Below are 25,995 nucleotides of genomic sequence, written 5' to 3' on the forward strand. Positions count from 1 at the left end.
CAATCATCAATCAAGGAGATCACTCTATGGAGATTAAAACCCCATACGCTTTCGGAAAAACCATCGATCTGCCCTTTGCCGAAGCCGATCCGAAGGTTCGCGCAGAGCTTGCCAAAGAAGGGTTCGGCGTCATTTCGGAGATCGACGTGAAGAAAAAATTTGCCGAAAAGCTTAAGATCGACTTCCGCAACTATGTCATTCTCGGCGCGTGCAATCCGCCCATTGCCCATCAGGTGCTGAGCCGCGAGTTGCCGGTCGGAACGCTGCTGCCCTGTAACGTCGTACTCTACTCCACCGACGACGACAAAACCTCCGTGGTCGTCATGGACCCCGTGCCTCCGCTTTCGATGGCCGAACATCCGGAAGTCGTAGCGCACGCCAAAGAGGTGGCTGAAAAGATGCATCGCGTTATTGCTGCCCTCTGATCGGCTTTTTTTTGCTTTTGTTGGTTAACAATTGATAATCCAGCCGTCCTGATCGTGAGCACGGGGCGCCTGGATTTTTTTTGTGCGACGGCGGGGTTACCTTTCAAAAAACGGGCTGGCTTCGCAACGCTTACACTGTGACCGATGAGCACCGGAAATCATACGCCCCACAAGAAAAGGCAGAAAAAGCGGATCTTCCGAAGCCGCGTCAAAGCGCTCGGCCAGCCGCCGGGTTCCCTGATCCATATCGGTGAGCAGAAGGTCGAACAGACCGGCATCACGGCATTCGGCTACGATGAGGGGCAGGCAGTTGCGGTTGAAGTAAAGAATGTCGAAGAGTGCCTTGGCTTGAAAGAGCGTTTCAAGGTGCTCTGGATCAACGTCGATGGCTTGCATGACACCGCGGTGATCGGCATGCTCGGGGAGCTGTTCGGCATCGATTCGCTGACGCAGGAGGATATTCTCGACACCGGGCAGCGCCCGAAGGTGGAGGATTTCGAGCGATACCTCTTTCTGTCGCTCCGGATGCTCGATTTCAACCGTGAGCTGAACGAAATCACCCAAGAGCAGTTGAGCATCGTGCTCGGCCCCGGCTATGTCATCACTTTTCAGGAAAAGCCCGGCGACATGTTCGAGCCCGTGCGCCAGCGCATCAGAAGCGCCGCTTCCAAACTCAGGAAGCATGATGCCGACTTTCTCGCCTACGCGCTCGTCGATGCGGTGGTCGATCGCTACTTCTCGATCCTCGAAGAGATCGAGAACCGCATCGATACGCTCGATTCTGAAATGATGGCCGACTTCAGCCAGGAGGCCTTCAACGCGCTTTATGCCATGAAACGGGAGCTGATCATTTTCCGCAAAACCGTCTGGCCATTGCGGGAGATCATCGGCAGCATCACGCGGGAGGATTTCGACGTCGTGGGCGAAGGGGTCGATCCCTATTTCCGTGATATTTACGACCACATCGTGCAGGTGATCGACACCATCGAAGTGTTCCGCGAAATCGTTAACGGCATGCACGAAACCTACCTGGCCGGGGTGAACAACCGCATGAACGAAATCATGAAGTTCCTCACCATGATCGCCACGGTCTTCATGCCGCTCTCATTTATCGCCGGCATCTATGGCATGAATTTCAAATACATGCCCGAGTTGAGCTTCCATTGGGGATACTTCACCGTACTTGGTGTGATGGTGCTGATCGCGATCGGGTTTATGGTTTACTACCGATCGAGGAAGTGGTTCTGAGCGGCGTCCTGAGGCCTATTTCTTTTTCTTGTTGCTCACAAACCAGGTCAGCCCCGCCGTGACCAGCGCGATCGCCCCGCCAAGCCAGATCAGCTCCTGTTCTCCGTGCCACTTGATGACATGGCCGAGAAACACTACGCCCATAACCACGACGATGACGCCGACCAGCTTGTCTTTCAGGTCGTCGAGCGTGTGAATTTCCAGCCAGTCCGGTACGGGAATTGAGTCGTCGATAAACAGCTCGTACAAGCCCAGCGAAATCATGAAAAAGACTGTGCCGAGCAGGAACAGGTCGATGGCTTCGATGAACCCGAGCACGAGCAGCTTGCCGGTTTTGCCGGAAATGTCTGCGTGCATGACGGTGTCGGCAATGAGTTGCACCACCGAAATGCCGCCGAAGACAAGCAGCGTCAATGAGGCGAGGAAGGTGCCGACAACGGCGATGAGAACGAGATAGCGGCTTGAAGAGAGCAGTCGCTGTAACATGATGGTGTGATGAATTGATGAACGTGAATTAGCAGCGCATAAGTTAGGTAATGCCGAGGTGAATTGGAACTGCTCAGCGTGGGTTTTCCAATAAGCGTTTTCTTTCAATATCCGCAGGATGTAGATTTCAGGATGTTGCTGCTAATCGCTTTTCTTGACTTAAGAAACAGACCATCTCAATTCAATTAATGTCAGAGTTCAATCTTATGTCATTGCTCTATAAGTTCAGGCCAGCGGAACCATTATCATATTTGATTGATATTTTGCTCGAGCAACGCCTGTATTGCTCAAAATATGAAGAACTTAATGATCCTTTTGAAGGGCAGTTTATCGAAGAAATTCTTGATACACCTGAATTAAGAATGGCCATGTATGCAGTTGCAAAAACAGGCTTAGGATTCTCGCCTACGAATAAACCAATAAGTCGCATGATGAAGTCTGTTACAGATCTTCCTATGAGCAAGCATGATGATTTGCGAATATGCAGCTTGACGTCAACGTTATGTGATGTGAGAATGTGGTCTTTGTATGCATCTGGACACAAGGGGGTTGCGTTCGAATTGGATTTTAGTGGACTTGATATCAATGCGCATCAGGTTATCTACGAGCCTGCTTTAAAAAAATGGAGTACAACTTTGATGGGGGCGCCATCAGCTGAACAAGTGCTTACTCGCAAAACTGAACACTGGACGTATGAGCAAGAGTATCGGATATTTGCCAGGGATGAGTACGTGTCTGTTGCAAACCGGATTCGCCGCGTGATTCTTGGGGCGCGAGCTACACCGATGCTCGAGAATCTTGTGCGTCGGTTGGCTGGGGAACAAGTAGAAGTTGTCAGAGCATCGTTGGATGTTGATGGTGTTCGTATTCCTAACTAGGTAAACTTATCATCCCCCTTTCATCTCTCCAGTACGGTTTCGCTCATTCCACCGGAATGCCTTCGCCGAGATCGATGATTCCTGGTAGCGTCACGGTTCCGAGCGCTTTTTCCAGAAGCGTTACGTCGAGGCATTTGATGCTGCCTTTGCCTCGGCACTCTCCTGTGTGAATCTTCATGATTTTTCCACCGGTTATTTCGAGTGTGAATCCCTTGAGGTTCAACTGCACGGTGATGTCGAACGCGATGGTTTTTGAGATGATGCGGTCGATTTCGACCTCGATTTCCGGTTTGTGCCTTGATGAAATGGTGTGCTCAAGCAGCGGTTCGAGGTAGGAACGGTCTGGCGGGTAGGTTTCGGTATCGGTATATTTTGAGAGGTCGAAATAATTTTTCCATGCCCGCAGCATGATTTTCGCCAGATCGATGTCGAGCAGTTTTCCGACATGATCGACGACGCTGCTCCAGACCGGTTTCCACTGGAGCGCCTGCTCTTGTGCGGGCAGGTTTTTGCGCAGCTCTTCAAACACCTCTTTTTTCTGAAGCTTGTCGAGCGTGGAATCATCGCGGTTCAGATGGCCGAAAAAATCGCCGAGGGTGACTGTCTGCATGGTTTTCTCCGGGTCGGTCTTCTGTTCGTTGTTATGACGGGTGGATTTCCTGCACGCCGTTGTCCGGGCGGATGGTTACGACAATCGTCGGAGCTTTTTCAGGATTTCCGGTAGTCTGCACCTGCTGGGTTCCCTCATCGAGCTTTTCACGGATGGAGACATGAACTTCTTTGTTGCGCGGGGCTGCTTTGACGCGGCTGCTTCGCATGAAAAGAAGGGCTCCGCCGATGATGGTCATCAGCGCTGCTCCGCCGAAAATGGCTGGCCATGGTGGAGTTTTCGTCGGCCGGGACGGTTTCTTTATGATTGGCGGCGCGGCGATGGTTCTTAATGTCAGCACGACCGATGAGCCTTTTCGGACGGTGGTGGGCGGCTCGGGATTTTGGCTGGTGACGACAGCCTCATCGTTCCGGCTGTTCATAGTGTCCGTGATTGGTATCAACCCTGCACGTTCGATGACCTTGCGGGCATCGCCCAACTCAAGCCCGACAACATGGGGAACCTCGACCAAGCTTCGGATTGAGAGCACCAGCGCGACAGGCGTACCAGGCTTGACTCTCGTCCGGGCTTTCGGCGACTGTTCGATGATTGTGCCCGGTTCGCCATCGGATTCGGCGCTGGTGAGCTGGCCGAACTGTAAATCAAGTTCCGAGAGTATCGAGCGGGCTTGGTTCAGCGGCAGGCCGGTCAGTGGGGGAACGGTGACCATGGCGGGCTCGGCGATCACCAGCGAGACAGCTGTGCCGGGCCTGACTCTTGCTCTGGCCTCGGGGGACTGCCGGATGACCGTATCCGGTTCATCGCTGGATTCGGCGCGCGTGACCTGGCCGACTCGCAGGTTTGTGTCGAGAAGCGTTGCCCGGGCATCGTCCAGCGACAGACCGGCAAGTGATGGTACGGTAATCAGGATGGGACGCAGGCCTTCGATTTGGGGGCGTGGCTCCGATGAAGCACCGTCGGCCGGCGGTGGGGTGGACATGACGGCCGGCGGTTGGGAACTGCTGGTGTTCGAGGTGTCGATCAGTGCCGGATTATAGGCGGCAAAAGCCTGTAAAGAAAGGCCTTGCAGCACGGCAAACCACCAGGCAAGGCAGCATGTGAGGAAAGCTTTTCTCATGGCTGGAGCTGTTGTTCGGGATGCAGGTTTCAACGGGGGCACGCAACACCATCCTGCAGGTGGTCGAAATTGAAATCCTTATCCCGAAAGCGTTCAGGCGTCTGTTTTCTGCGTTTTGTCCTTCAGGAGTCGTCAGGAATGTGCACTGAAAACATCGCTATCCGTAAGTGGCCGTCAGCTTTGTTTTTTAAAAATAGTCTTTGACGCTATGATTTGAAAGGCCAAATCTGAGGTGCCGTTTGCGGTCTGGCGACGGCATGCAGGTTCAGAAGTCGATATACTCGCCGTTCTGGAGGGTGTAGCGATGCAGTTTCAGGGGTTCGTTGTCGTCGAGGCGGATCGCCAAAGCTGTGGCGTAGCCGCAGATGCGATCGAAGACGGGGGTGACGCAGGTGAGCGTCAGGCTTTCACCAAACTGGACGTTGAAGCGGGTCATGCGGTACTGGGCCGCCACGTCCGAGGCAAGCAGGCCATGCTCGAGCGACCAGCCGCTGGCCTTGATGAGCGCCTCCTTGATGCACCACAGCTTGATGAAGGCTTTATTCTTTTCCCATGCAGGCAGGTTGACAACCAGCGCGTACTCCTCGGCGGAGAAGTAGTTGCGGGCAAGCCGGTCGATCCCCTCGACCGTGCGGATGCGCTCGATATCGATGCCGGTTTCGGCATGGCCGGAGAAGGCATATGCTATCTGGTCGCCGGAGTGAGAAAGGTTGAACCAGAGGCCGGAGTTTTCAGGAAAGGCAATGACGGGTTTGCCGACAGCCGTGGTCGCAAAGCGGATGCGAGTGGGATCGGTGTCGAGGGTTTCACCAATGATGCGCCTGAGCAGTCCTCGCCGCATGATGAAGCGTTTCCGGTCAGCTTCGAAACGAAACGTGTCGATCCGCACTCGTTCATCGTCCGAAAGAAGGGCAGAGAGCTCCTCCTCGGGAATTCCGATGGCTTGAATGTCGGTATGGATGGCCGTGACACTCTCTTTGCTGATGATCATCGTTTCTGGTCGGTCGAGGGTTGTGGTTCGATGATGATAATCATTTTCTTCGACATAGCCGTCAAGACCGGCAGTTTCGGGCGGTGTGCTTTGATCGCTATGATGCCAGGACACCATATTCTTTATACGATTAAGGCCGAAGATCGAGAGGGAACAAGCACAATTTGGTGGTTTCCTGCAAAGAGAGGCTGAAGAATGGAGAAAAGAGGTCGATAAATCAAAAAAAACGGGGATTCATATTTTGTTTTTTATGGTAAATCTTTTACTTTGGTCGTCCTTATGGTTTTTCCTGATTGGATTTCACCGGGAATCTCAAACGAAATAGAAAAAGAGAGTTTACTGTATGCCGACGATTCAGCAGCTTATCAGGCACGGAAGAAGTATGAAGGCGTCTAAGACCGCCTCACCGGCTCTGGAAAAGTGCCCTCAGAAAAGAGGTGTTTGCACCCGTGTCTACACGACCACTCCTAAAAAGCCGAACTCCGCGCTTCGCAAGGTCGCTCGTGTTAGGCTGTCCAACAAGATCGAGGTGACTGCATATATCCCTGGTGAGGGTCATAATCTTCAGGAGCACTCCATTGTGCTGATTCGCGGCGGAAGGGTTAAGGATCTTCCTGGTGTTCGCTATCACATTGTTCGTGGCTCTCTCGATACGTCGGGTGTTGCTGATCGCAAGCAGAGTCGTTCCAAGTATGGTGCCAAGCAGCCGAAAGCTGGTGCCGCGAAGAAGTAATCAAACTGAATTATAACTCGGGTTTATAATGGGAAAGAAGGGTGCCGGATACGGATTGCGAGGCGGTGATTTTCGTTACAATGACGAGACGGTCGCTCGCCTGATCAATGCTGTTATGCTTGATGGTAAGAAAGAGGTTGCAACCAAAGTTGTGTATGACGCTTTTGATATTATTGCATCGAAGAGCGAAGATGGCGATGCTCTTGAGGTGTTCCGCAAGGCGATGAGCAATGTCGCTCCGCTGGTCGAGGTTCGCAGCAAGCGTGTCGGTGGTGCCACCTATCAGATTCCGATGGAGGTTCAGCCGGCAAGAAGAACTGCGCTGGCATTCCGCTGGATCAAGCAGTTTGCTACACGGCGCGGTGGTCGCTCGATGGCCGAGAAGCTTGCGGCCGAGTTGCTGGATGCTTCCAACGAGCAGGGGGCTTCCGTGAAGAAGCGCGACGAAGTGCATCGTATGGCAGATGCGAACAAGGCATTTGCTCACTTCAGGTTCTGATTCTGAAAGAGAAGAACGAATTATATAAATATTGATCTAAGTTATGGCACGGCAAGTTGCGTTAGATAAAGTCAGGAACATTGGCATCATGGCCCATATTGATGCTGGCAAGACCACGACGACCGAGAGGATTCTCTATTACACGGGTCGCTTGCACAAGATGGGTGAGGTTCATGAGGGCGGCGCTACCATGGACTGGATGGAGCAGGAGAAGGAGCGTGGTATTACGATTACCTCCGCTGCTACCACCTGTTTCTGGACTCCAAAGTTTGGCAACTATTCCGGCGTCAATCACAGGATCAATATTATTGATACGCCTGGTCACGTTGACTTTACGGTTGAGGTTGAGCGTTCGCTCCGCGTGCTCGACGGTGCTGTTGCGCTGTTCTGTGCTGTCGGTGGTGTTGAGCCTCAGTCCGAGACGGTCTGGCGTCAGGCTAACAAGTACGGCGTTCCGAGGATCGCCTATGTAAACAAGATGGATCGTACCGGCGCTGATTTCTTCAACGCCGTCAAAGCGATTCGTGAGCGCCTCGGGGCCAACCCGGTTCCGATTCAGATTCCGATCGGTGAGGGCGAGATGTTCGCCGGCTTCGTCGATCTGATCCGCATGAAGGGGATTATCTACGATAAAGAAGATGGCAGCACCTACGAAGAGGTTGCTATTCCGCACGATCTCGAAAACGAGGCTCGTACCTGGAGGATCAACATGCTTGAGGCTGTCTCCGAGCTTGACGAGACTCTTCTTGAAAAATACCTGAACGGCGATGACATTACCGAAGAAGAGATTCGTTCGGTGCTTCGTCAGGCTACCCTCAATGTTTCCATTATTCCGGTGCTCTGCGGCTCGTCCTTCAAGAACAAGGGCGTGCAGTTTATGCTGGATGCCGTGATCGATTACCTGGCTTCGCCGGTCGATGACGGTGTGGTTGAGGGGCACGACCCCAGAACTGAAGAGGAGATTGTTCGGCAGCCGAAAGATGAAGAGCCCTTTGCGGCGCTTGCGTTCAAGATCGCAACCGATCCGTTCGTCGGCAAGCTGACCTTCTTCCGCGTCTATTCCGGTGTGCTCAATGCAGGTAGCTATGTACTGAACTCGGTGACTGGCAAGAAAGAGCGTGTCGGTCGCGTGCTGCAGATGCACTCCAACAAGCGTGAAGAGCGCGACGCTGTGTACGCTGGTGATATTGCCGCCGCTGTCGGCCTCAAAGAGGTCCGTACCGGTGATACGCTTTGCGACGAGAACAAGCCGATCGTGCTTGAGAAGATGGTGTTCCCGGAGCCTGTTATCGAGATCGCTGTCGAGCCGAAAACCAAGGCAGACAACGATAAACTCGGTATGTCGCTTGCCAAGCTTGCTGAGGAAGATCCGACCTTCAGGGTGAAAACCGATGAAGAGACCGGTCAGACGCTGATCGCCGGTATGGGTGAGCTTCATCTGGAAGTTCTGGTCGATCGTCTGAAGCGCGAATTCAAGGTTGAGGCCAACGTCGGTCAGCCGCAGGTTGCCTACCGCGAAACTATCCGCGGAACGGTCGAGCACGAAGGTAAATTCGTTCGTCAGTCCGGTGGTAAAGGTCAGTTCGGTCTGGTCGTGCTCAGGCTCGAGCCTCTCGAAGAGGGCAAGGGCTACGAGTTTGTCGACGAGATCAAAGGTGGCGCAATTCCTAAAGAGTATATCCCGTCGGTGAATGCCGGTATCCAGCAGGCCATGAAAGATGGTGTGGTTGCCGGTTTCCCGATGCAGGATGTCAAGGTTGCGCTGATCGATGGTAAGTATCACGAGGTCGACTCTTCGGAAATGGCATTCAAGATCGCTGGTTCGATTGGTTTCAAGGGCGCTGCCAAAAAGGCGAACCCGGTACTGCTCGAGCCGATCATGAAGGTAGAGGTCATCACTCCTGAAGAGTATCTCGGCGATGTGATGGGTGACCTGTCCGGCCGCCGCGGTCACATCGAAGGTATGGGCGAGCGCGCAGGTGCGCAGTTCGTCAAGGCCAAGGTGCCGCTTTCCGAAATGTTCGGCTATTCGACGACGCTTCGTTCCATGACGCAGGGCCGTGCGAACTACTCAATGGAGTTCGAGACCTATCGCGAGGTGCCGCGCAATATTGCTGAGACCTTGCAGGAGAAAAGGGTCGGAAAGGATTCCGAATAACAGTTTTTTTCACCGCATCACTAAACAAGATAACCGACAGGGAGAACAGCTATGGCTAAAGAGTCATACAAGAGGGATAAACCTCACGTAAATATTGGTACTATCGGTCACGTTGACCACGGCAAAACCACCCTTACCGCAGCAATCACCTCGGTGCTTGCTAAATCTGGTAAAGCAGCAGCTCGTGAGTTTGGTGACATCGATAAGGCTCCGGAAGAGAGGGAGCGCGGTATTACCATCTCGACCGCACACGTCGAGTACCAGACCGACAAGCGTCACTATGCACACATCGACTGCCCCGGTCACGCTGACTACATTAAAAACATGATCACCGGTGCTGCCCAGATGGACGGCGCTATCCTCGTCGTTGCCGGTACCGACGGCCCGATGCCTCAGACTCGTGAGCACATCCTGCTCGCCCGCCAGGTGAACGTTCCTGCGCTGGTCGTCTTCCTGAACAAGGTTGACATCGCCGACCCGGAACTTCTCGAGCTGGTCGAAATGGAACTCCGTGAGCTTCTCACCGAGTACGGTTTCCCGGGCGACGATATTCCGATCATCAAGGGTTCCGCTCTGAACGCCCTGAACGGCGATCCGGAAGGCGAGAAAGCCATCATGGAGCTCATGGACGCTGTTGACGACTACATTCCTGAGCCGGTTCGTGACGTTGACAAGCCGTTCCTGATGCCGGTCGAAGACGTGTTCTCGATCTCTGGTCGTGGTACTGTCGGTACCGGTCGTATCGAGAGGGGCATCATCAAGGTTGGTAACGAAGTCGAAATCGTCGGTATCAAGCCGACCACCAAATCGGTTGTTACCGGTATCGAAATGTTCCAGAAGACCCTCGACGAAGGTCAGGCAGGTGACAACGCCGGCTTGCTCCTCCGCGGTGTGGACAAAGAGGCGCTCGAGCGTGGTATGGTTATCGCCAAGCCTGGTTCGATCACCCCGCACACCAAGTTCAAGGCTGAGGTGTACATCCTGAAGAAGGAAGAGGGCGGTCGTCATACTCCGTTCTTCAACGGCTATCGTCCGCAGTTCTATTTCAGAACCACTGACGTGACCGGTTCGGTAACTCTCCCTGAGGGTGTCGAGATGGTCATGCCTGGTGACAACCTCTCCGTCGATGTCGAGCTGATCGCTCCTATCGCTATGGAAGAGAGCCTCAGGTTCGCTATCCGCGAGGGCGGCCGTACGGTTGGTGCCGGTTCGGTAACCAAGATCGTCGAGTAATCGACAGATTGTTATCCCGGGGCGAGGCAGCGCTCTCGCCCCTTTTTTATTGAAACCATCGAAACAGGGATAGACCAGTGGCTGTTCAGCAAAAGATCAGGATTAAGCTCAAGTCGTACGACCATAGCCTCGTTGATAAGTGGGCTTTGAAGATTATCGATGTGGTCAAGCAGACGGATGCCATCATTTTTGGCCCCATTCCGCTTCCCACGAAAACTCATGTATATACGGTCAACCGTTCCCCTCATGTGGACAAAAAATCCCGTGAGCAGTTTGCATTCTCATCGCACAAGAGGTTGATCGAGATCATCAACCCGACGGCCAGAACGATTGATATGCTCATGAAGCTCGAGCTTCCCAGTGGCGTTGATGTGGAAATCAAGTCTTAAAGTGTTTTAAAGTAAATAGAAAAGCTAATCGGATATGGGTGCGATTCTCGGGAAAAAAATCGGCATGACCCGTTTATATAACAATAAACGCGAAGCTGTTCCCTGCACGGTGATTCAGGCCGGGCCGTGTTTTGTGGCTCAGGTCAAGAGCACCGAAAAAGATGGCTACGATGCCTATCAGCTCGGCTTCGGCGAGCGTGATGAAAAAAAGGTCACCAAGCCTCTTGCAGGCCACTATAAAAAGGCCGGTAAGACCCCCGGTTACCTGCTTTCAGAAGTCAGCAAAAGCCTGATCGCTGGTGAACTCGAGGCTGGCGCTACGGTTGCCGTCGATGTCTTCACGGAAGGTGAGATTGTCGATGTGCTGGGTGTCACCAAGGGTAAAGGATTTGCCGGTGTGGTCAAGCGCCACAACTTCGGTGGCGGTTCCAGAACGCACGGTCAGTCCGACAGGCTCAGGGCTCCGGGTTCGGTCGGCGGTTCTTCCGATCCGTCCAGAACCTTCAAGGGCACCAGAATGGCCGGAAGAATGGGTGGAGAAAATAAAACGGTCAGGAATCTCGAGATCGTCAAGGTTATGCCCGAATCGAATCTCATCGTCGTGAAAGGTGCTGTACCGGGACCGAAGAACTCCTATGTAAAGATTGTTTCAACAACCAAGTAAACGGTGAGTGCAGAGAACAATGGAATTAAAAGTACTCAATATACAAGGCGCAGAAACCGGTGAAGTGGTTACGCTGAACGATGATATTTTCGCCGTTGAGGTTTCCGAACACGCTATGTACCTCGATGTGAAGGCGATTCTCGCCAACCGCAGACAGGGTACCCACAAGACCAAGACCCGCGCTGAAGTTCGCGGTGGCGGCAAAAAGCCGTATCGCCAGAAGGGCACCGGTAATGCACGCCAGGGCTCGTCCCGCTCGCCGATCATGGTTGGTGGCGGCACCATCTTTGGCCCTCAGCCCCGCTCCTACGAGCAGAAGGTCAACCGTAAAGTCAAGCAGCTCGCTCGTCGTTCTGCTCTGAGCTCGAAAGCCGCAGCAGGTCAGATTGTCGTGGTTGAAGATTTCAGCCTTGAGTCGATCAAGACCCGTCCGGTGGCCGACATGCTCAAAAACCTCGGTCTTGCCGAGAAGAAAACCCTGCTTATGATGCCGCACTACGATAATGTGGTCAGCACCTCCGGCAGGAACATCGAAAAGCTGAACATCCAGGTCGCCGATCAGGCTTCGACCTACGATATTCTCAACAGCCAGGCCGTGCTTTTCCAGAAGGCCGCCCTGCAGAAAATAGAAGAAACATTAGGGTAATCCACCGTTTGCCAGTAAAAAGGAGAAGATTGCAATGAAAAACCCGTTGTTGCGGCCGTGGCTGACCGAAAAGAGCACCGGACTCACTGAGCAGAAAGGCCAGTATGTGTTCCAGGTCAAAAAGGACGCCGACAAGAGCGATATCAAGAAGGCTGTCGAGGAAAAGTTCAATGTTGATGTCGTTTCCATCCGTACGATCAATTGCCTCGGCAAAACCAAGCGGCAGTATACCAGGAAAGGACTTATCGCCGGCAAAAAGAGCGACTGGAAGAAAGCGATTGTGACGCTTGGCGAAGGCCAGGCCATTGACTACTATGCCCAGCCAGCCGACAAGAGCGATAAACAGGATTAACAACCGGATAGATAAAACAGTACGATGGCAGTCAGGAAATTAGCTCCGAACACTCCGGGCACAAGGTTCGCTTCATACGCAAGTTTCGAGGAGATCACCAAGAGTGAGCCCGAAAAAAGTCTTCTCGTACCGCTCAAGAAAAGCGGTGGCCGTAACACCAACGGGCGCATAACCTCCCGCCACATGGGCGGTGGTCATAAGCGGTTCTACCGACTCATCGATTTCAAGCGTAACAAGGATAACGTTCCTGCCAAAGTCGCTGCTATCGAGTATGATCCGAACCGTTCTGCAAGAATTGCACTTCTTCATTATGTTGATGGAGAAAAACGTTATATTCTCGCCCCTAAAGGTTTGAAGGTCGGTGATCGCATCGAGAGTGGCGAAAAGGTGGACATCAGGGTTGGTAATACCATGCCGCTGAAGAACATCCCGCTCGGCACCGATGTGCACAACATCGAAATGAAGGCCGGCAAGGGTGGACAGATGGCAAGGTCAGCCGGCTCCTATGCTGTGCTTGCTGCTCGTGAAGGCGTTCATGCAACGCTCAAGCTGCCATCCGGCGAAATCAGGAAGGTCCGTGTTGAGTGCCGTGCAACCATCGGCGTTATCGGCAACTCCGAGCACGAGAACATCAGCCTGGGTAAAGCAGGTCGCAGCCGCTGGTTAGGCATTCGTCCGCAGACTCGCGGTATGGCCATGAACCCGGTCGATCACCCGATGGGCGGTGGTGAAGGTAAATCCAAATCTGGCGGTGGCCGCAAGCATCCGAAATCCCCATGGGGTCAGCTTGCAAAGGGTCAGAAGACCAGAAATAAAAAGAAAGCCTCGACGAAGCTGATCGTTCGCGGCCGGAAAGCCAAGTAACATTGCGGTAACTAACAACAAGCAGAGAGAATTATGCCAAGATCACTGAAGAAGGGTCCTTTCATCGAATTCAAGCTGGAAAAGCGGATCCTTGATATGAACAGCAAAGGTGAAAGAAAGGTTGTGAAGACCTGGTCTAGAAGTTCGATGATCTCTCCTGATTTTGTCGGTCACACCGTAGCGGTTCATAACGGCAAAACTCATGTGCCAGTGTACGTTACCGAAAACATGGTCGGCCACAAGCTTGGCGAATTCGCTCCGACCCGGTTGTACCGTGGCCATGCGGGCGGCAAGGCAGAGAAGGGCGGTTCGGCACCCAGGAAAAAATAAACTGAATCAAGCGGAAAGGTAAAGAGATATCATGCAAGCTAAAGCAATTTTACGGCATACCCCGACGTCGCCCCGCAAAATGCGGCTCGTAGCCGGCCTTGTTCGTGGCAAGCAGGTCGATCAGGCGAAAGCCATCCTGCTCAACTCCACCAAGAGTGCCTCCCGTAACGTGATGGTTACGCTCAAATCGGCTGTGGCCAACTACTCGCAGCTTAACCCCGATGAAAGGGTCAGCGACAATGAGCTGTTCGTTAAAGCGGTTTTCGTCGATGAAGGACCTTCGCTCAAAAGGACTTCTGCCCGCACCGATGGGTCGTGCATACAGGATTCGCAAGCGTTCGAACCACCTGACGATCATCGTTGACAAGGTCAAGACACCGGTAACCAAATAAACAAGGAGATAGCATTGGGTCAGAAAGTAAATCCAACCGGATTCAGACTGGGAATCATCAAGGACTGGACCTCCCGCTGGTATGACGACGGACCGGTTATCGCCGAAAAGATCAAGCAGGATCAGGTTATCCGTAACTACATTTCGGCCAGACTCAAAAAAGAGAAGGCCGGTGTTTCCAAGGTTGTCATCGAGCGTACGACCAAGCATATCAAGATCAACATCTACGCTGCCCGTCCAGGCGCCGTGGTCGGTCGCAAGGGTGAGGAGATCAACAACCTTTCCCAGGAGCTGACCCGCATCACCGGCAGAGAGGTAAAGATCGACGTGATCGAGGTGATCAAGCCCGAAATTGAGGCGCAGCTCATCGGTGAGAATATCGCCTACCAGCTGGAAAATCGCGTCTCTTTCCGTCGCGCTATGAAACAGGCGATCCAGCAGGCCATGAGGGCAGGTGCCGAAGGTATCAGGATTCGCTGTGCAGGCCGTCTTGGCGGTGTTGAAATCGCCAGATCCGAGCAGTATAAAGAGGGCAAGATTCCGCTTCATACCCTCCGCGCCAACGTTGACTACGCAAGTGTAACCGCTCACACCATCGCTGGTGCCATCGGTATCAAAGTTTGGGTGTATAAAGGTGAAGTGCTCGTCCAGAGGCTCGATGCCATCGAAGAGGAAGAGATGAAGAAAATGCAGGAGCGTCGTAACGATTCACGTGGCAGAGGCCGTGGCGATGGCCGCGGTGCGAAACGCCGCCGCCGTCCTGCTGCGAAAAAAGCCTGACGAGACTATAATACCATATAATTCGAAATAGAATGGAGTTGCCGGTATGTTAATGCCAAAGAGGGTTCAATACAGAAAGACACAGCGTGGCCGCATGAAGGGGAACGCCCAGCGCGGGACTGCCGTTACGTTTGGCTCCTTCGGCCTGAAAGCTCTGGAGCCGGCATGGATCACCAGCCGTCAGATCGAGGCTGCCCGTGTCGCCATGAACCGATATATGAAGAGAGACGGTAAGATCTGGATCAGGATTTTCCCTGACAAGCCGGTCACCAAGAAGCCTGCAGAAACCCGAATGGGTTCCGGTAAAGGTAATCCGGAGTTCTGGGTTGCCGTCGTCAAGCCAGGCCGCATCATGTTCGAAGCTGCCGGTGTGCCGCGTGAGATCGCTCAGGAAGCGTTCAGGCTCGCCGCCAAGAAGCTGCCGATCAAGACCAGGTTTATCGTCAGGCCCGATTACGAAGGATAACGTGCAATTTAACCGCCAAGAGTGCGAATTATGAAAAACTATGAAATAGCGGCTATGAGCAGGAAAGAGCTTCTCGAGAAGATCGACGAGCTTGAAAACAGACTGGCCGATATCAACTTTCACAAGGCTATTGAACCGCCGCAGAATCCGATGGTTTTCCGCAATTCGAAGCGTGACATCGCACGAATGAAGACCAGGCTCAGGCAGATGGAGCTGCAGGAAAGCAGCAACGCCTGACAACAGCGTCCGGCAGAGTTATCAATAACCGGTTTCAACAGGAAATAAAACAAAATGGACAACGCAGCAATGTCAAGTGGAGCTGAAACGAGAGGCCGTAAAAAGAGCTGGTTGGGCAAAGTTGTAAGCAGCAGTATGGATAAGGGAATCGTCGTTGCGGTCGAACGCAGGGTTCAGCATCCGGTGTACAAGAAGTACTTCAAGAAGACGACTCGCCTGATGGCCCATGACGAAAAGAACGAAGCTGGTGTGGGCGATGTGGTTCGCGTGATGGAGTGCAGGCCGCTCAGCAAAAACAAGAGTTGCAGGCTCGTCGAAATCGTCGAAAAAGCCAAGTAACCGATTTATTATCAATTAACAGGGGTTAATGCAGGATGATCCAGAAAGAGACAAATCTGGTTGTTGCCGATAATAGCGGAGCGAAAAAAGTGCGTTGCATTCATGTCTTCGGTGGTACCGGAAGGCGTTATGCAGCTCTCGGAGACCAGATCATGGTAACGGTCAAGGCAGCGGTTCCGAACGGCGTCGTCAAGAAAAAAGATGTTTGTAAGGCTGTTGTCGTGCGTTGCGCCAAGGAGCAGCGTCGTAAGGACGGTTCCTACATCAGGTTCGATGAGAATGCCGTTGTGCTGCTCAACGCTCAGGGCGAGCCGAGAGGCACTCGTATTTTCGGGCCGGTCGCTCGCGAGCTTCGCGACAAAAGGTATATGAAGATCGTATCGCTGGCTCCCGAGGTTCTCTGAGGGAGCGATCAGCGGGAGTAACTCAGCTGGTAGAGTCACAGCCTTCCAAGCTGTTGGTCGCGGGTTCGAGTCCCGTCTCCCGCTCAGGTTCATGAATAATATCATACAGGTCAACCATGAAAACAGGCATTAAAAAGATCAAGCTCCACGTCAAGAAGAATGATGATGTCGTTGTCATTGCCGGTAACGACAAGGGCAAGTCGGGCAAGGTTCTGAAAGTCTTCCCGCAGAAAGGTCGCGTGATCGTCGAAGGCGTCAATATTCGCAAGCGCCATATGCGCCCGACCCAGACTTCGCCTCAGGGCTCGATCATCGAGCGCGAGTTTCCGATTCATGCGTCGAACGTCAAGAAGAGCTGACTGAGATTTCATTAAAAGGCAGGATGACCAAGACCATCCTGTGTAAAAAGTACAAGCAAAGATGTCTAAAAAAGAGAATGCGGAGCAGGAAGTAGCTATGCCTGCTCGCCTTGAGGTCTACTACAAGGAGACCGTCGTTCCGAAGATGATGGAGCGATTCAAATACGAGAATATCATGATGGTTCCCCGCCTCGAAAAGATCGCGGTGAACATCGGTGTGGGCGAAGCCGCCCAGGAGCCCAAGCTGCTCGAAACCGCCATGCAGGAGCTCGGCCAGATCACCGGCCAGAAGCCGCAGATTCGCAAAGCCAAGAAAGCTATCTCGAACTTCAAGCTTCGTGAAGGCCAGGCAATCGGCTGCCGCGTTACCCTCCGTCGCAAGATGATGTACGAATTCCTCGATCGTTTCGTGACGGTTGCCGTGCCTCGTATCCGCGACTTCCGCGGTCTGAGCGACACGAGCTTCGACGGTCGCGGTAACTATAACGCAGGTATCCGCGAACAGATCATTTTCCCGGAAATCGACATCGACAAGGTGCCGAGAATCAACGGCATGGACATCAGTTTTGTCACGTCGGCAAAAACGGATGAGGAGGCCCACGAGCTTCTCACCCTGCTCGGCATGCCCTTCAAAAAGAAGAACTAAACAAACAAAGCACGAACCAAGATGGCAAGGAAAAGCATCATTGCACGTAACGAAAGAAGGAAAGAGCTTGTCGAGAAGTATGCGGCAAAACGTGAAGAGCTGAAAAAAGCCGGCGATTACGAAGCCCTTCGCAAGCTTCCCCGAGACAGTTCCGCCACGAGAGTGCGCAACCGCTGCGTCCTGACCGGTCGCGGTCGCGGTAACTACGAGAAGTTCGGCCTGTGCAGGAACATGTTCCGCAAGCTGGCACTCGAAGGCAAGCTTCCCGGCGTCAGAAAGGCGAGCTGGTAAGCGCGCCACCGGGATCGATAGATAGATGTCTGATCATTTACGAAAGTAACCAATTGTTAGAGCCATGCCCGTAACGGATTCCATAGCCGATTTCATCACCCGCATCAGAAATGCCGGGAGCGCAAAAAACAAGACGACCGATATTCCTTATACCCGCGTCCGCGAGAATCTCTCGAAACTGCTGGTCGAAAAGGGATACATCCAGAACTACACGGTGATCAAAACCGAAGCCGACAAGTTCCCGTTCATCCGCGTCGAGCTGAAATACACGGCTGACGGACGGCATGCCATCAAGGAGATTTCGAGGGTCAGCTCTCCTGGCCGCAGAGTCTATCAGGGCAAGGATATCAAACGATACCTTGGCGGTCTCGGTCTGTTCATCCTTTCGACCTCGAAGGGTATTCTGACCGACAAGGAGGCACGCGAGCAGAACGTCGGCGGTGAGGTGCTGTTCCGTATTTATTAAAATTTTCTAAGCCAAAGAGCATCAGTTTACCATGTCAAGAATAGGAAAAATGCCGATCCAGCTTGCTGATCAGGCTAAGGTCGAGGTCAAGGACAAGATGATCAACGTAACCGGTCCGAAGGGTTCGCTTTCGCAGGCTCTGGTTGATGAGGTTATCGTTACGGTTGAAGATGGCGCCGTGACCGTGCAGAGAATTGATGACAGCAAACGTTCGCGAGCCATGCACGGCTTGTACCGCATGCTGGTCAACAATATGGTTGAAGGTGTGACCAAAGGGTTTACCCGCAAGCTCGAAATGTCCGGCGTCGGTTATCGCGCTGAACTCAAGGGCGATCTGCTTGCGCTGACCGTCGGATTCTCGCACATGATCTACTTCCAGGCTCCTGCCGAAATCAAAATCGAGGTGCCCGAACCGACCGTCATTCTTGTCAGCGGTATTGACAAGGCTCTGGTTGGCCAGATCGCTGCAAAGATCCGCTCCTTCAGGAAGCCGGAACCGTATCGCGGCAAGGGTATCAAGTACGAAGGTGAGGTTATTCGCCGCAAGGAAGGCAAGGCTGCCGGTAAGTAAGTCGGCCGTGCCGAGGATCGGAAAAAGTCAGGTAACAAACATTTATACGGTTAGAGATAATGAGCCAAATCGATAAAGCTGCCCGCAGGCAGAAAATCAAGGCAAGAAGCAGGGCTACGGTGCATGGCAACGCAACAAGACCAAGGCTGTGCGTGTACAGGAGTCTTTCGCAGATCTATGCGCAATTGATCGACGATGAGAGTGGCAAGACACTCATGGCGGTATCGACCATGTCCAAAGACAATGCAGGTCTTCAGGGATCCAAATCCGAGAGGAGTGCCGCAGTAGGCAAGCAGCTTGCTGAAAAGGCGATTGCCCAGGGTATTTCCAATGTCGTTTTCGACAGGAACGGATTCCGCTACCACGGTCGCATCAAGGCTCTGGCCGACGGCGCACGTGAAGCTGGCCTGATCTTTTAAAACTTTTCAAAGAGAACGTACATGTCGAAAAAATCTGCCAGGAATATCAAGCCCGGTGAGTTGAATCTGAAAGAGAAGCTGGTGCACATCAACAGAACCGCCAAGGTTGTCAAAGGTGGTAAGCGCTTCGGTTTCAACGCTATTGTCGTTGTCGGTGACAAGGAAGGCCATGTCGGATACGGGCTCGGAAAAGCCAATGAAGTTCAGGATGCTATCGCCAAGGGCGTTGAAGATGGCAAAAAGAACGTCATCAAGGTGCCGATTGTCAAGGGAACCATTCCTCACCCGATCGTCGCCAAATACGGATCAGCTAAAGTTTTGATGAAGCCTGCGACGCCCGGTACGGGTCTGATCGCTGGCGGCGCTGTCAGGGCCGTGCTTGAAATGGCCGGTATCCATGACATCCTGACCAAGTCTCTCGGCTCCTCCAACCCGCACAACGTGGTCAAGGCAGCCATCAAGGGTCTCCAGAGCATCTCCGATGCCAACGATGTGGCAGAGCGCCGCTCGAAGACCCTGCAAGAGGTATACGAAAGCTAAAAAGGAGTGGCGAGCATGAGTGAGAAAATGTTACAGGTTACCCAGGTGCGCAGCGTTATCGGTGGCACCAAGAAGCAGAAGGCAACGATCAAGGCTCTCGGCCTCGGACGGCCGAACCACAAGGTTCAGATCAAGGACAACCCCTGCTCCAGAGGGCAGATTCGCGTCGTCCAGCACCTTGTCAAGGTTGAAGAGCTTTAAGAAGAATCACTAAAGATAGTCGGGAATTCAAACAATGGATTTAAGTTCACTCCGCCCTGCTAAAGGTGCAGTCAAGGGAAGAAAAAGGGTCGGTCGCGGACCCGGTTCAGGCAACGGTACTACTGCCGGCAAGGGTAACAAGGGACAGCAGTCGAGGAGCGGTTATACGCGTCCGGTCACTGAAGGCGGACAGATGCCTATGTACAGAAGGCTTCCGAAGTTCGGTTTCACGCCGCCAAACAAGAAGTCTGTCGCATGCGTCAACCTTGCCCAGATTCAGATGTGGATCGAGAAGGGGCTTGTTGGTGAAGAAATCAGTGTGCTTGATCTCAAGCATCTCTGCAACGCCAGCAATCAGGACTACTTCAAGATTCTTGGCAACGGTGAGTTTGAGTCCGCGGTAACCATCACGGCTCATTTCTTCAGCAAGAGTGCTGTGGAAAAGATCGAAAAGGCTGGTGGCAAGACCGTCACTGCTTACCGTACGCTTGAGGAGGCTTCAAAGGTCAATGGCCTGCCGTTCGAAGAGGCTCTTTTGACTCCCAAAGCCCCGGTGTTGAAGAAAAAAAAGAAGTCGGACAAGTCGTGAACCACGGAATGAGCTGCCATGAAGCTTAATGAGAGCATTCGGAATATTAACAAAATCCCTGAGTTAAGGCAGCGGATCCTCTATACCCTCCTGCTACTGTTTGTGTACAGGCTGGGATCGCATATCACCATTCCGGGGGTTGACGCCGCAGCAATTGCGAGTGCGACCACGTCACACTCCAATGACCTTTTCGGTCTGTTTGACCTGTTTGTCGGAGGCGCGTTTGCACGCGCCTCGATCTTTTCGCTCGGTATCATGCCGTACATTTCGGCATCGATCATCATTCAGCTTCTTGGAGCGGTGACGCCGTTCGTGCAGAAGTTGCAGCAGGAGGGCGAAGAGGGACGACAGAAAATCAATCAATATACCCGTTACGGTACGGTTCTTTTGGCGTTTCTCCAGGCATGGGGCGTCAGCGTCAACCTGTCGAGCCCTTCATCGTTCGGCAAGGTGGTTGTTCCCGATCCGAGCATTTTCTTTACCATCACGGCCATCGTTATTCTGACCGCCAGCACTGTGTTCATCATGTGGCTTGGTGAGCTGATTACCGAGCGTGGCATTGGTAACGGTATTTCGCTGATCATCATGATCGGTATCCTTGCCAGGTTCCCGCAGTCGCTTGTGGCTGAAATTCAGTCTGTTTCGTTTGGCAGCAAGAACTGGATTGTCGAGATCGTTATCATGGGGCTCATGGCGGCAATCGTAGCGATCGTGGTGTTGCTGACCGTAGCGACGAGAAGAATTCCGGTACAGCACGCCAAGCGCGTCGTTGGCCGCAAGGTTTACGGTGGCGGCACGCAGTACATTCCGATGAAGGTCAATACGGCCGGTGTTATGCCGATCATCTTCGCGCAGTCGATCATGTTCCTGCCGAGCACCTTCCTGTCGTTCTTCCCCGAAAGTGAGGCCATGCAGAAGATCGCTTCGGCATTTGCCTACGATTCGTGGTGGTACGCCATTATCTTTGGTCTCATGATCGTGTTCTTCACCTACTTCTATACGGCTATCGCGTTCAATCCGAAAGAGGTTGCTGATACCATGCGTCGTCAGGGGGGATTCATTCCCGGTGTTCGCCCCGGTAAGAGTACCGAAGAGTTTATCGACAATATCCTTACCCGAATCACGCTGCCTGGCGCTATCGCTTTGGCTGTGATTGCTGTGTTGCCAACCTTTCTGACCAAGTTCGGAAACGTGACGCCCGGTTTCGCCCAGTTTTTCGGTGGCACCAGCTTGCTCATTATTGTCAGCGTCGGCCTCGACACGCTTCAGCAGGTCGAAAGCCATCTGATGATGCGCCACTACGACGGGTTCATGAAGACCGCGAAGGCTCGGGGGCGTCGATGATCACCATCAAAAGCGAGCGTGAAATCGGGTTGATGCGCGAGGCTGGCGAAATCGTCGGTCGCGTTCTCGACATGCTCGAAGAGGAAATTGCTCCAGGTATGACGACCAAGCGGCTCGACGAGCTTGCCGAGCAGTTCATTCGCGATCATCAGGCCGTGCCGAGTTTTCTGAATTACGCGCCGAAAGGCGAGCCCAATGTGACGCCTTACCCGGCCACCCTGTGCGTCTCGATCAATGAAGAGGTTGTGCATGGCGTGCCGAGCGACAAGCGTGTGATTCAGGAAGGTGAGATCGTTTCGGTCGATTGCGGAGCTTACAAAAGCGGTTACCACGGCGATTCTGCCCGAACGTTTGTGGTTGGAGAGATCGCCCCCGAGGTTCAGCAGCTTGTCGATGTGACGCGCGAATGCCTCTATCGCGGTATTGAGCAGGCCGTTGCAGGCAACCGTCTGCACGACATTTCGGCGGCCATCGAGAAGCATGCGCGCTCGTTCAATTACAGTGTGATCGAGAACATGGTCGGCCATGGAATCGGCAGCGAACTGCATGAGGACCCTGCCGTTCCGAATTATGGACGGCCGCATACCGGTGTGAAGTTGCGCAAGGGAATGACGCTGGCCATCGAGCCGATGATTGCCCTTGGCCGCTCTCGACGTGCGGTCAGTAAACGAGGCGCCTGGGTTGCTGTAACCGAAGACGGCAAGCCGTCAGCCCATTTCGAGCACACCATCGCCATCGGTGACGGCCCTGCCGAAATTCTGACCCGGTAAGCAACAGAGAGCACTATTTATAACGAACTGAAGAAAAGCGGAGAGAGACAGTGGCCAAGGAAGAATCAATTGAGGTAGAAGGCGAAATTCTGGAAGCGCTTCCGAACGCGCAGTTCAGGGTCAAGCTCGAAAACGGTCTCGAAGTGCTTGCGCACGTTTCGGGAAAGATCCGGATGCACTACATCCGGATTCTGCCCGGTGACAAGGTGAAGGTTCAGATTTCGCCTTACGACCTGAGCAAAGGTAGAATTACCTACCGTTATAAATAAAAAAGAAAATATTTGGCCTTCATCCGGTTGATTGTTTGGTGTGTTTTGATTACATTACATGCCTTTTCATATTTTGGACAGACCGGACAATTATACATGTGGGGTTTACCATGAAAGTTTATTCGTCTATCAAAAAACGTTGCGAGCACTGCAGGATTATCAAGCGCAAAGGAAAACGGTATGTGATCTGCAAGGTGAATCCAAGCCATAAGCAGCGCCAAGGGTGATCTTCAGGAACAATCAACAGATTTGAGAAAAACATATGAGGTTAGCTGGGGTTAATTTGCCATTGAACAAACATGCGGTCATCGCGTTGACCTATGTTTATGGCATCGGGAACACATCCGCCAAAAACATACTCGCAAAAGCCGGAGTCGCTCCTGACAAGAAAATTTCAGAGCTGAGCGATGAAGAGGCTCACGCTATCAGGGAAATCATCGGCAACGAATACACGGTCGAGGGTGAGGCACGTGCTGAACAGCAGCTTTCCATCAAGCGCCTCATGGATATCGGATGCTATCGTGGTCTTCGTCACAGGCGTTCCCTGCCGGCTCGTGGTCAGCGTACCCGCACCAATGCGAGAACCAGGAAAGGCAAGCGCAAGACGGTTGCAGGCAAGAAGAAGGCCGGCAAGAAGTAACGAGCGGAGCAATCAAGCAACAAGAGAGATAAAATACCGACAGACTCATGGCAACAGCGAGCAGGAAAAAAAAGAAAGTCAAGGTTACCCCGGAAGGTACCGTCCATATCAAGGCATCGTTCAACAACATCATGGTGACCATCACCGATACGCTCGGTAATACGGTTTCCTGGTCGAGCGCAGGCAAAAATGGCTTCAGGGGCTCCAAGAAAAATACCCCGTATGCATCGCAGGTGACTTCCGAGGCGGCAGCCAAAGAGGCCTACGATCTTGGTATGCGTTATGTTGACGTGCTTATCAAAGGACCTGGTTCCGGTCGTGATGCTGCCATCAGGGCGCTTCAGGGAGTCGGTCTGGAGGTGCGCTCCATTCGCGATATTACGCCGCTTCCGCATAACGGTTGCAGGCCTCCCAAGCGCAGAAGGGTCTGATGGTTATAATTAAGAATTTTCAATGAAGCAATTGCTATGGCACGATTCAGAGGCTCAATTACCAAGGTTTCACGCAGGCTGGGAATAGCTCTTTCTCCCAAGGCTGAAAAATATCTCGAAAGACGCCCGTACGCTCCGGGTGAGCACGGCCAGTCCCGCAGGGGCAAGGTGTCGGAATATGCGCTGCAGCTCAGAGAAAAGCAGAAGATGAAATATCTTTATGGTGTTCTCGAAAAGCAGTTCAGGATTTACTACAAGAAGGCTGTCGCCCAGCGCGGCGTTACCGGTGACAACCTGGTGAAGATGCTCGAACGCCGTTTCGACAACGTGGTCTATCGCTGCGGTTTCTCGCCGTCTCGCGCCGGTGCCCGTCAGCTTGTTACGCACGGTCACATGCTGGTCAACGGCAAGAAGGTCAACATTCCTTCATTCCTGGTATCACCTGGCGATCAGATCGAGTTCAGGCAGAAGAGCCGCAATCTCGATGCCGTAGCCGATTCGCTCAACAAGGCTGCCGAGTCAAGGATTCCCGAGTGGATCCAGGTTGACAAAGCGAACCGCAAAGCGGTGTTCCTGGCTATTCCTGAGCGCGAAGCCGTACAGGAACCGTTCAATGAACAGCTTGTCGTCGAGTTGTACTCCAAGTGATCTTTTTGAATTCCTAAGGAAGCAAGACTATGATATATCAGATGCAGATGCCTGCAAAGATCGATGTGGACGAAGCGACCCACACCGGCAGCTTCGGGCGATTCATAGCCCAGCCGCTGGAGAGGGGATACGGAGTTACGCTGGGCAATGCCATGAGAAGGGTTCTGCTTGCCTCTCTTCCCGGAACAGCAATCACCGGGATCAAGATCGATGGTGTGTTTCACGAGTTTTCAACGATCGACGGCGTTCGCGAGGATGTGCCCGAGATTGTACTCAATCTGAAAAAAGTGCGCTTCAAGTCGAACTGCAAGCGCAGCTGCAAAACGACTCTGACCCTTGCGGGGCCTAAAGATTTCCTTGCCGGCGACATCGTCGCACAGGAAGGTGAATTCGAGGTGCTCAACAAGGATCTGCATATCGCGACGATCAACTCTGAGGCTGCCGTGACGATCGATATTTATATCGGCCGCGGTCGTGGTTATGTGCCCGCCGAAGAGAATCGCAGCGACGGAATGCCGATCGGCTTCATCGCCATCGACTCGATTTATACACCGATCAAGAACGTCAAACTGACCGTCGAGAACACCCGTGTCGGGCAGAAGACCGACTACGAAAAGATGATTCTCGATGTTGAGACCGACGGATCAATCTCTCCCGACGACGCCATCAGCCTTGCCGGCAGGATCATCAACGATCACGTCACCTTCTTTGCGAACTTCTCGCCGACCGAAGAGGAGTATGCTGAAGAGGAGTACAAGCAGCTCGACGAAGAGTTCGAGAACATGCGCAAAAAGCTCCAGACCAAGATCGAGGATCTCGACCTTTCGGTTCGTTCGCACAACTGCCTGAGGCTTGCTGAAATCGACACGCTCGCTGATCTGGTTTCCAGAAGGGAAGATGAGCTGTTGAACTACAAGAACTTCGGCAAGAAGTCTTTGACAGAGTTGAGAGAGGCCCTTGAAAAAGAGGGGCTCAAGTTCGGGATGGATATCACCCGTTACCAGATGAAAGGGTGAACGCAGGCCAATAGTACATTAGAAATCAATGAGAGCGGAAACAAGAAATGCGTAAAGTAAAGCCAGCAAGGAAACTCGGGAGAACGACCGCCCATAGAAAAGCTACCCTGTCGAATCTTTCGACGCAGTTGCTGATCCACAAGCGTATCGAAACCACCGAAGCGAAAGCCAAGGAAACCCGCAAGGTTGTCGAGAAGATCATCACCAAGGCGCGCAAGGGCACCCACCATGCACAGCGTGAAATCTTCAGCGCCCTTCGCAACAAGGAAGCTGTTCAGGAGCTGTTCGAGGAAATCGTAGGACGCATCGGCTCGCGTAATGGCGGTTACACCCGCATCATCAAGCTCGCACCGCGCTTCGGCGATGCAGCCAAGATGGCGGTTATCGAGCTGGTAGACTTTGCCGAGGCTCCGGCAGCGGCATCGACGGCAGCCAAGCAGGATCGTGCAAAGCGCGTCAAAGGTTCGAAGAAAGCCGAGACTGAAAAAGAGGGCGGCGAATCGGCAGAGTAACGGTTCGGTCAGCATACAGTACTCGGTACAGAAACACGGTAGT

At 53.0% G+C, this 25,995-nt stretch carries 40 protein-coding genes, 1 tRNA gene and 1 pseudogene; 38 read left to right on the forward strand and 4 right to left on the reverse strand.

Features of this window, described 5'->3' with window-relative positions:
• The first annotated feature begins 26 nt into the window (after window positions 1–26).
• Window positions 27–425, forward strand: coding sequence for a DUF302 domain-containing protein (locus CPAR_RS00870; RefSeq protein ID WP_012501427.1), 399 nt, complete (start codon window positions 27–29; stop codon window positions 423–425).
• Between the two features lie 144 nt (window positions 426–569).
• A complete protein-coding gene (gene corA, locus CPAR_RS00875; RefSeq protein ID WP_012501428.1) occupies window positions 570–1,673 on the forward strand; it encodes a magnesium/cobalt transporter CorA in 1,104 nt (367 codons plus the stop codon).
• A gap of 15 nt (window positions 1,674–1,688) precedes the next feature.
• Here corA and CPAR_RS00880 read toward each other — a convergent pair whose 3' ends face one another.
• Window positions 1,689–2,159 carry a YqhA family protein gene (locus CPAR_RS00880; protein WP_012501429.1) on the reverse strand — a complete coding sequence of 157 codons (471 nt, stop codon included), beginning with the start codon at window positions 2,157–2,159 and terminating at the stop codon, window positions 1,689–1,691.
• Window positions 2,160–2,365: 206 nt separating this feature from the next.
• On the opposite strand from CPAR_RS00880, the gene CPAR_RS00885 reads away from it, so the two are divergent.
• Window positions 2,366–3,037, forward strand: a complete 672-nt coding sequence (locus tag CPAR_RS00885) for a DUF2971 domain-containing protein (RefSeq protein ID WP_198002626.1) — start codon at window positions 2,366–2,368, stop codon at window positions 3,035–3,037.
• 43 nt (window positions 3,038–3,080) lie between these two features.
• Here the strand turns inward: CPAR_RS00885 and CPAR_RS00890 are convergent, their stop codons facing one another.
• The 3 genes from CPAR_RS00890 to CPAR_RS00900 form a co-directional block, all read right to left on the reverse strand.
• Window positions 3,081–3,647 (reverse strand): hypothetical protein, encoded by a 567-nt coding sequence (locus CPAR_RS00890; RefSeq protein ID WP_012501431.1) that lies wholly within the window; start codon window positions 3,645–3,647, stop codon window positions 3,081–3,083.
• 31 nt (window positions 3,648–3,678) lie between these two features.
• Complete coding sequence (locus CPAR_RS10585; RefSeq protein WP_012501432.1) at window positions 3,679–4,764, reverse strand: PASTA domain-containing protein; 1,086 nt, start codon at window positions 4,762–4,764, stop codon at window positions 3,679–3,681.
• A gap of 265 nt (window positions 4,765–5,029) precedes the next feature.
• Window positions 5,030–5,755, reverse strand: coding sequence for a 4'-phosphopantetheinyl transferase family protein (locus CPAR_RS00900; RefSeq protein ID WP_012501433.1), 726 nt, complete (start codon window positions 5,753–5,755; stop codon window positions 5,030–5,032).
• A gap of 343 nt (window positions 5,756–6,098) precedes the next feature.
• Between CPAR_RS00900 and rpsL the strand changes: the two genes are divergently transcribed.
• From rpsL to rplQ, 35 genes and pseudogenes are all read left to right on the forward strand, one after another.
• Window positions 6,099–6,488, forward strand: coding sequence for a 30S ribosomal protein S12 (gene rpsL / locus CPAR_RS00905; protein WP_012501434.1), 390 nt, complete (start codon window positions 6,099–6,101; stop codon window positions 6,486–6,488).
• 28 nt (window positions 6,489–6,516) lie between these two features.
• A complete protein-coding gene (gene rpsG / locus CPAR_RS00910; RefSeq protein ID WP_012501435.1) occupies window positions 6,517–6,987 on the forward strand; it encodes a 30S ribosomal protein S7 in 471 nt (156 codons plus the stop codon).
• Between the two features lie 43 nt (window positions 6,988–7,030).
• On the forward strand, window positions 7,031–9,145 hold the full coding sequence (gene fusA / locus CPAR_RS00915; RefSeq protein ID WP_012501436.1) for an elongation factor G: 2,115 nt from the start codon (window positions 7,031–7,033) through the stop codon (window positions 9,143–9,145).
• A gap of 51 nt (window positions 9,146–9,196) precedes the next feature.
• Entirely contained in the window at window positions 9,197–10,378 is a 1,182-nt protein-coding gene (gene tuf, locus CPAR_RS00920) for an elongation factor Tu (RefSeq protein WP_012501437.1), read from the forward strand.
• A gap of 77 nt (window positions 10,379–10,455) precedes the next feature.
• The gene (rpsJ, locus tag CPAR_RS00925; RefSeq protein ID WP_012501438.1) at window positions 10,456–10,767 is read left to right on the forward strand and encodes a 30S ribosomal protein S10; all 312 of its coding nucleotides are present in this window, start codon (window positions 10,456–10,458) and stop codon (window positions 10,765–10,767) included.
• Between the two features lie 34 nt (window positions 10,768–10,801).
• Window positions 10,802–11,431, forward strand: coding sequence for a 50S ribosomal protein L3 (gene rplC / locus CPAR_RS00930; protein ID WP_012501439.1), 630 nt, complete (start codon window positions 10,802–10,804; stop codon window positions 11,429–11,431).
• A 19-nt stretch (window positions 11,432–11,450) separates the two neighbouring features.
• Complete coding sequence (gene rplD / locus CPAR_RS00935) at window positions 11,451–12,077, forward strand: 50S ribosomal protein L4 (RefSeq protein ID WP_012501440.1); 627 nt, start codon at window positions 11,451–11,453, stop codon at window positions 12,075–12,077.
• Between the two features lie 34 nt (window positions 12,078–12,111).
• Window positions 12,112–12,429 (forward strand): 50S ribosomal protein L23, encoded by a 318-nt coding sequence (gene rplW, locus CPAR_RS00940; protein WP_012501441.1) that lies wholly within the window; start codon window positions 12,112–12,114, stop codon window positions 12,427–12,429.
• Between the two features lie 24 nt (window positions 12,430–12,453).
• Window positions 12,454–13,293 carry a 50S ribosomal protein L2 gene (gene rplB / locus CPAR_RS00945; RefSeq protein ID WP_012501442.1) on the forward strand — a complete coding sequence of 280 codons (840 nt, stop codon included), beginning with the start codon at window positions 12,454–12,456 and terminating at the stop codon, window positions 13,291–13,293.
• A 33-nt stretch (window positions 13,294–13,326) separates the two neighbouring features.
• Window positions 13,327–13,623: a 30S ribosomal protein S19 gene (gene rpsS / locus CPAR_RS00950; RefSeq protein ID WP_012501443.1), complete on the forward strand. Its 297-nt coding sequence runs from the start codon at window positions 13,327–13,329 to the stop codon at window positions 13,621–13,623.
• Between the two features lie 31 nt (window positions 13,624–13,654).
• Window positions 13,655–14,015, forward strand: a pseudogene (rplV, locus tag CPAR_RS00955) (50S ribosomal protein L22).
• A gap of 14 nt (window positions 14,016–14,029) precedes the next feature.
• Complete coding sequence (gene rpsC, locus CPAR_RS00960; protein ID WP_012501445.1) at window positions 14,030–14,794, forward strand: 30S ribosomal protein S3; 765 nt, start codon at window positions 14,030–14,032, stop codon at window positions 14,792–14,794.
• 46 nt (window positions 14,795–14,840) lie between these two features.
• Complete coding sequence (gene rplP, locus CPAR_RS00965; protein ID WP_012501446.1) at window positions 14,841–15,260, forward strand: 50S ribosomal protein L16; 420 nt, start codon at window positions 14,841–14,843, stop codon at window positions 15,258–15,260.
• Window positions 15,261–15,290: 30 nt separating this feature from the next.
• On the forward strand, window positions 15,291–15,497 hold the full coding sequence (gene rpmC / locus CPAR_RS00970; protein ID WP_012501447.1) for a 50S ribosomal protein L29: 207 nt from the start codon (window positions 15,291–15,293) through the stop codon (window positions 15,495–15,497).
• Window positions 15,498–15,566: 69 nt separating this feature from the next.
• Window positions 15,567–15,836, forward strand: a complete 270-nt coding sequence (gene rpsQ, locus CPAR_RS00975; RefSeq protein ID WP_041466221.1) for a 30S ribosomal protein S17 — start codon at window positions 15,567–15,569, stop codon at window positions 15,834–15,836.
• 35 nt (window positions 15,837–15,871) lie between these two features.
• Window positions 15,872–16,240, forward strand: a complete 369-nt coding sequence (rplN, locus tag CPAR_RS00980) for a 50S ribosomal protein L14 (protein ID WP_012501449.1) — start codon at window positions 15,872–15,874, stop codon at window positions 16,238–16,240.
• An 11-nt stretch (window positions 16,241–16,251) separates the two neighbouring features.
• Window positions 16,252–16,324: transfer RNA gene (locus CPAR_RS00985), tRNA-Gly, on the forward strand.
• A 32-nt stretch (window positions 16,325–16,356) separates the two neighbouring features.
• Window positions 16,357–16,599, forward strand: coding sequence for a 50S ribosomal protein L24 (gene rplX / locus CPAR_RS00990; RefSeq protein WP_012501450.1), 243 nt, complete (start codon window positions 16,357–16,359; stop codon window positions 16,597–16,599).
• Window positions 16,600–16,696: 97 nt separating this feature from the next.
• Window positions 16,697–17,245 carry a 50S ribosomal protein L5 gene (gene rplE / locus CPAR_RS00995; protein WP_156773444.1) on the forward strand — a complete coding sequence of 183 codons (549 nt, stop codon included), beginning with the start codon at window positions 16,697–16,699 and terminating at the stop codon, window positions 17,243–17,245.
• Between the two features lie 21 nt (window positions 17,246–17,266).
• On the forward strand, window positions 17,267–17,536 hold the full coding sequence (gene rpsN / locus CPAR_RS01000) for a 30S ribosomal protein S14 (protein ID WP_012501452.1): 270 nt from the start codon (window positions 17,267–17,269) through the stop codon (window positions 17,534–17,536).
• 64 nt (window positions 17,537–17,600) lie between these two features.
• Window positions 17,601–18,002 carry a 30S ribosomal protein S8 gene (gene rpsH, locus CPAR_RS01005; RefSeq protein ID WP_012501453.1) on the forward strand — a complete coding sequence of 134 codons (402 nt, stop codon included), beginning with the start codon at window positions 17,601–17,603 and terminating at the stop codon, window positions 18,000–18,002.
• A gap of 31 nt (window positions 18,003–18,033) precedes the next feature.
• Entirely contained in the window at window positions 18,034–18,573 is a 540-nt protein-coding gene (gene rplF, locus CPAR_RS01010; RefSeq protein ID WP_041466088.1) for a 50S ribosomal protein L6, read from the forward strand.
• A gap of 59 nt (window positions 18,574–18,632) precedes the next feature.
• Window positions 18,633–18,992 (forward strand): 50S ribosomal protein L18, encoded by a 360-nt coding sequence (gene rplR, locus CPAR_RS01015; RefSeq protein WP_012501455.1) that lies wholly within the window; start codon window positions 18,633–18,635, stop codon window positions 18,990–18,992.
• Between the two features lie 21 nt (window positions 18,993–19,013).
• On the forward strand, window positions 19,014–19,532 hold the full coding sequence (gene rpsE / locus CPAR_RS01020) for a 30S ribosomal protein S5 (RefSeq protein WP_012501456.1): 519 nt from the start codon (window positions 19,014–19,016) through the stop codon (window positions 19,530–19,532).
• A 15-nt stretch (window positions 19,533–19,547) separates the two neighbouring features.
• A complete protein-coding gene (gene rpmD, locus CPAR_RS01025) occupies window positions 19,548–19,733 on the forward strand; it encodes a 50S ribosomal protein L30 (protein WP_012501457.1) in 186 nt (61 codons plus the stop codon).
• 34 nt (window positions 19,734–19,767) lie between these two features.
• A complete protein-coding gene (gene rplO / locus CPAR_RS01030) occupies window positions 19,768–20,322 on the forward strand; it encodes a 50S ribosomal protein L15 (RefSeq protein WP_012501458.1) in 555 nt (184 codons plus the stop codon).
• An 18-nt stretch (window positions 20,323–20,340) separates the two neighbouring features.
• A complete protein-coding gene (secY, locus tag CPAR_RS01035; RefSeq protein ID WP_012501459.1) occupies window positions 20,341–21,666 on the forward strand; it encodes a preprotein translocase subunit SecY in 1,326 nt (441 codons plus the stop codon).
• On the forward strand, window positions 21,663–22,436 hold the full coding sequence (map, locus tag CPAR_RS01040) for a type I methionyl aminopeptidase (protein ID WP_012501460.1): 774 nt from the start codon (window positions 21,663–21,665) through the stop codon (window positions 22,434–22,436). The genes secY and map overlap by 4 nt, the downstream gene beginning before the upstream one ends.
• A gap of 50 nt (window positions 22,437–22,486) precedes the next feature.
• Window positions 22,487–22,705 carry a translation initiation factor IF-1 gene (infA, locus tag CPAR_RS01045; protein WP_010933820.1) on the forward strand — a complete coding sequence of 73 codons (219 nt, stop codon included), beginning with the start codon at window positions 22,487–22,489 and terminating at the stop codon, window positions 22,703–22,705.
• 110 nt (window positions 22,706–22,815) lie between these two features.
• The gene (gene rpmJ / locus CPAR_RS10715; protein WP_012501461.1) at window positions 22,816–22,932 is read left to right on the forward strand and encodes a 50S ribosomal protein L36; all 117 of its coding nucleotides are present in this window, start codon (window positions 22,816–22,818) and stop codon (window positions 22,930–22,932) included.
• 35 nt (window positions 22,933–22,967) lie between these two features.
• A complete protein-coding gene (gene rpsM, locus CPAR_RS01050) occupies window positions 22,968–23,345 on the forward strand; it encodes a 30S ribosomal protein S13 (RefSeq protein WP_012501462.1) in 378 nt (125 codons plus the stop codon).
• A 47-nt stretch (window positions 23,346–23,392) separates the two neighbouring features.
• Window positions 23,393–23,776, forward strand: coding sequence for a 30S ribosomal protein S11 (gene rpsK / locus CPAR_RS01055; protein ID WP_012501463.1), 384 nt, complete (start codon window positions 23,393–23,395; stop codon window positions 23,774–23,776).
• Between the two features lie 36 nt (window positions 23,777–23,812).
• Window positions 23,813–24,424 (forward strand): 30S ribosomal protein S4, encoded by a 612-nt coding sequence (gene rpsD, locus CPAR_RS01060; RefSeq protein WP_012501464.1) that lies wholly within the window; start codon window positions 23,813–23,815, stop codon window positions 24,422–24,424.
• A gap of 29 nt (window positions 24,425–24,453) precedes the next feature.
• On the forward strand, window positions 24,454–25,440 hold the full coding sequence (locus CPAR_RS01065) for a DNA-directed RNA polymerase subunit alpha (RefSeq protein WP_012501465.1): 987 nt from the start codon (window positions 24,454–24,456) through the stop codon (window positions 25,438–25,440).
• Between the two features lie 47 nt (window positions 25,441–25,487).
• Window positions 25,488–25,952, forward strand: coding sequence for a 50S ribosomal protein L17 (gene rplQ / locus CPAR_RS01070; RefSeq protein WP_012501466.1), 465 nt, complete (start codon window positions 25,488–25,490; stop codon window positions 25,950–25,952).
• Window positions 25,953–25,995 lie beyond the last annotated feature (43 nt).

The sequence above is a fragment of the Chlorobaculum parvum NCIB 8327 genome, from assembly GCF_000020505.1.
GTDB lineage: Bacteria > Bacteroidota > Chlorobiia > Chlorobiales > Chlorobiaceae > Chlorobaculum > Chlorobaculum parvum_A.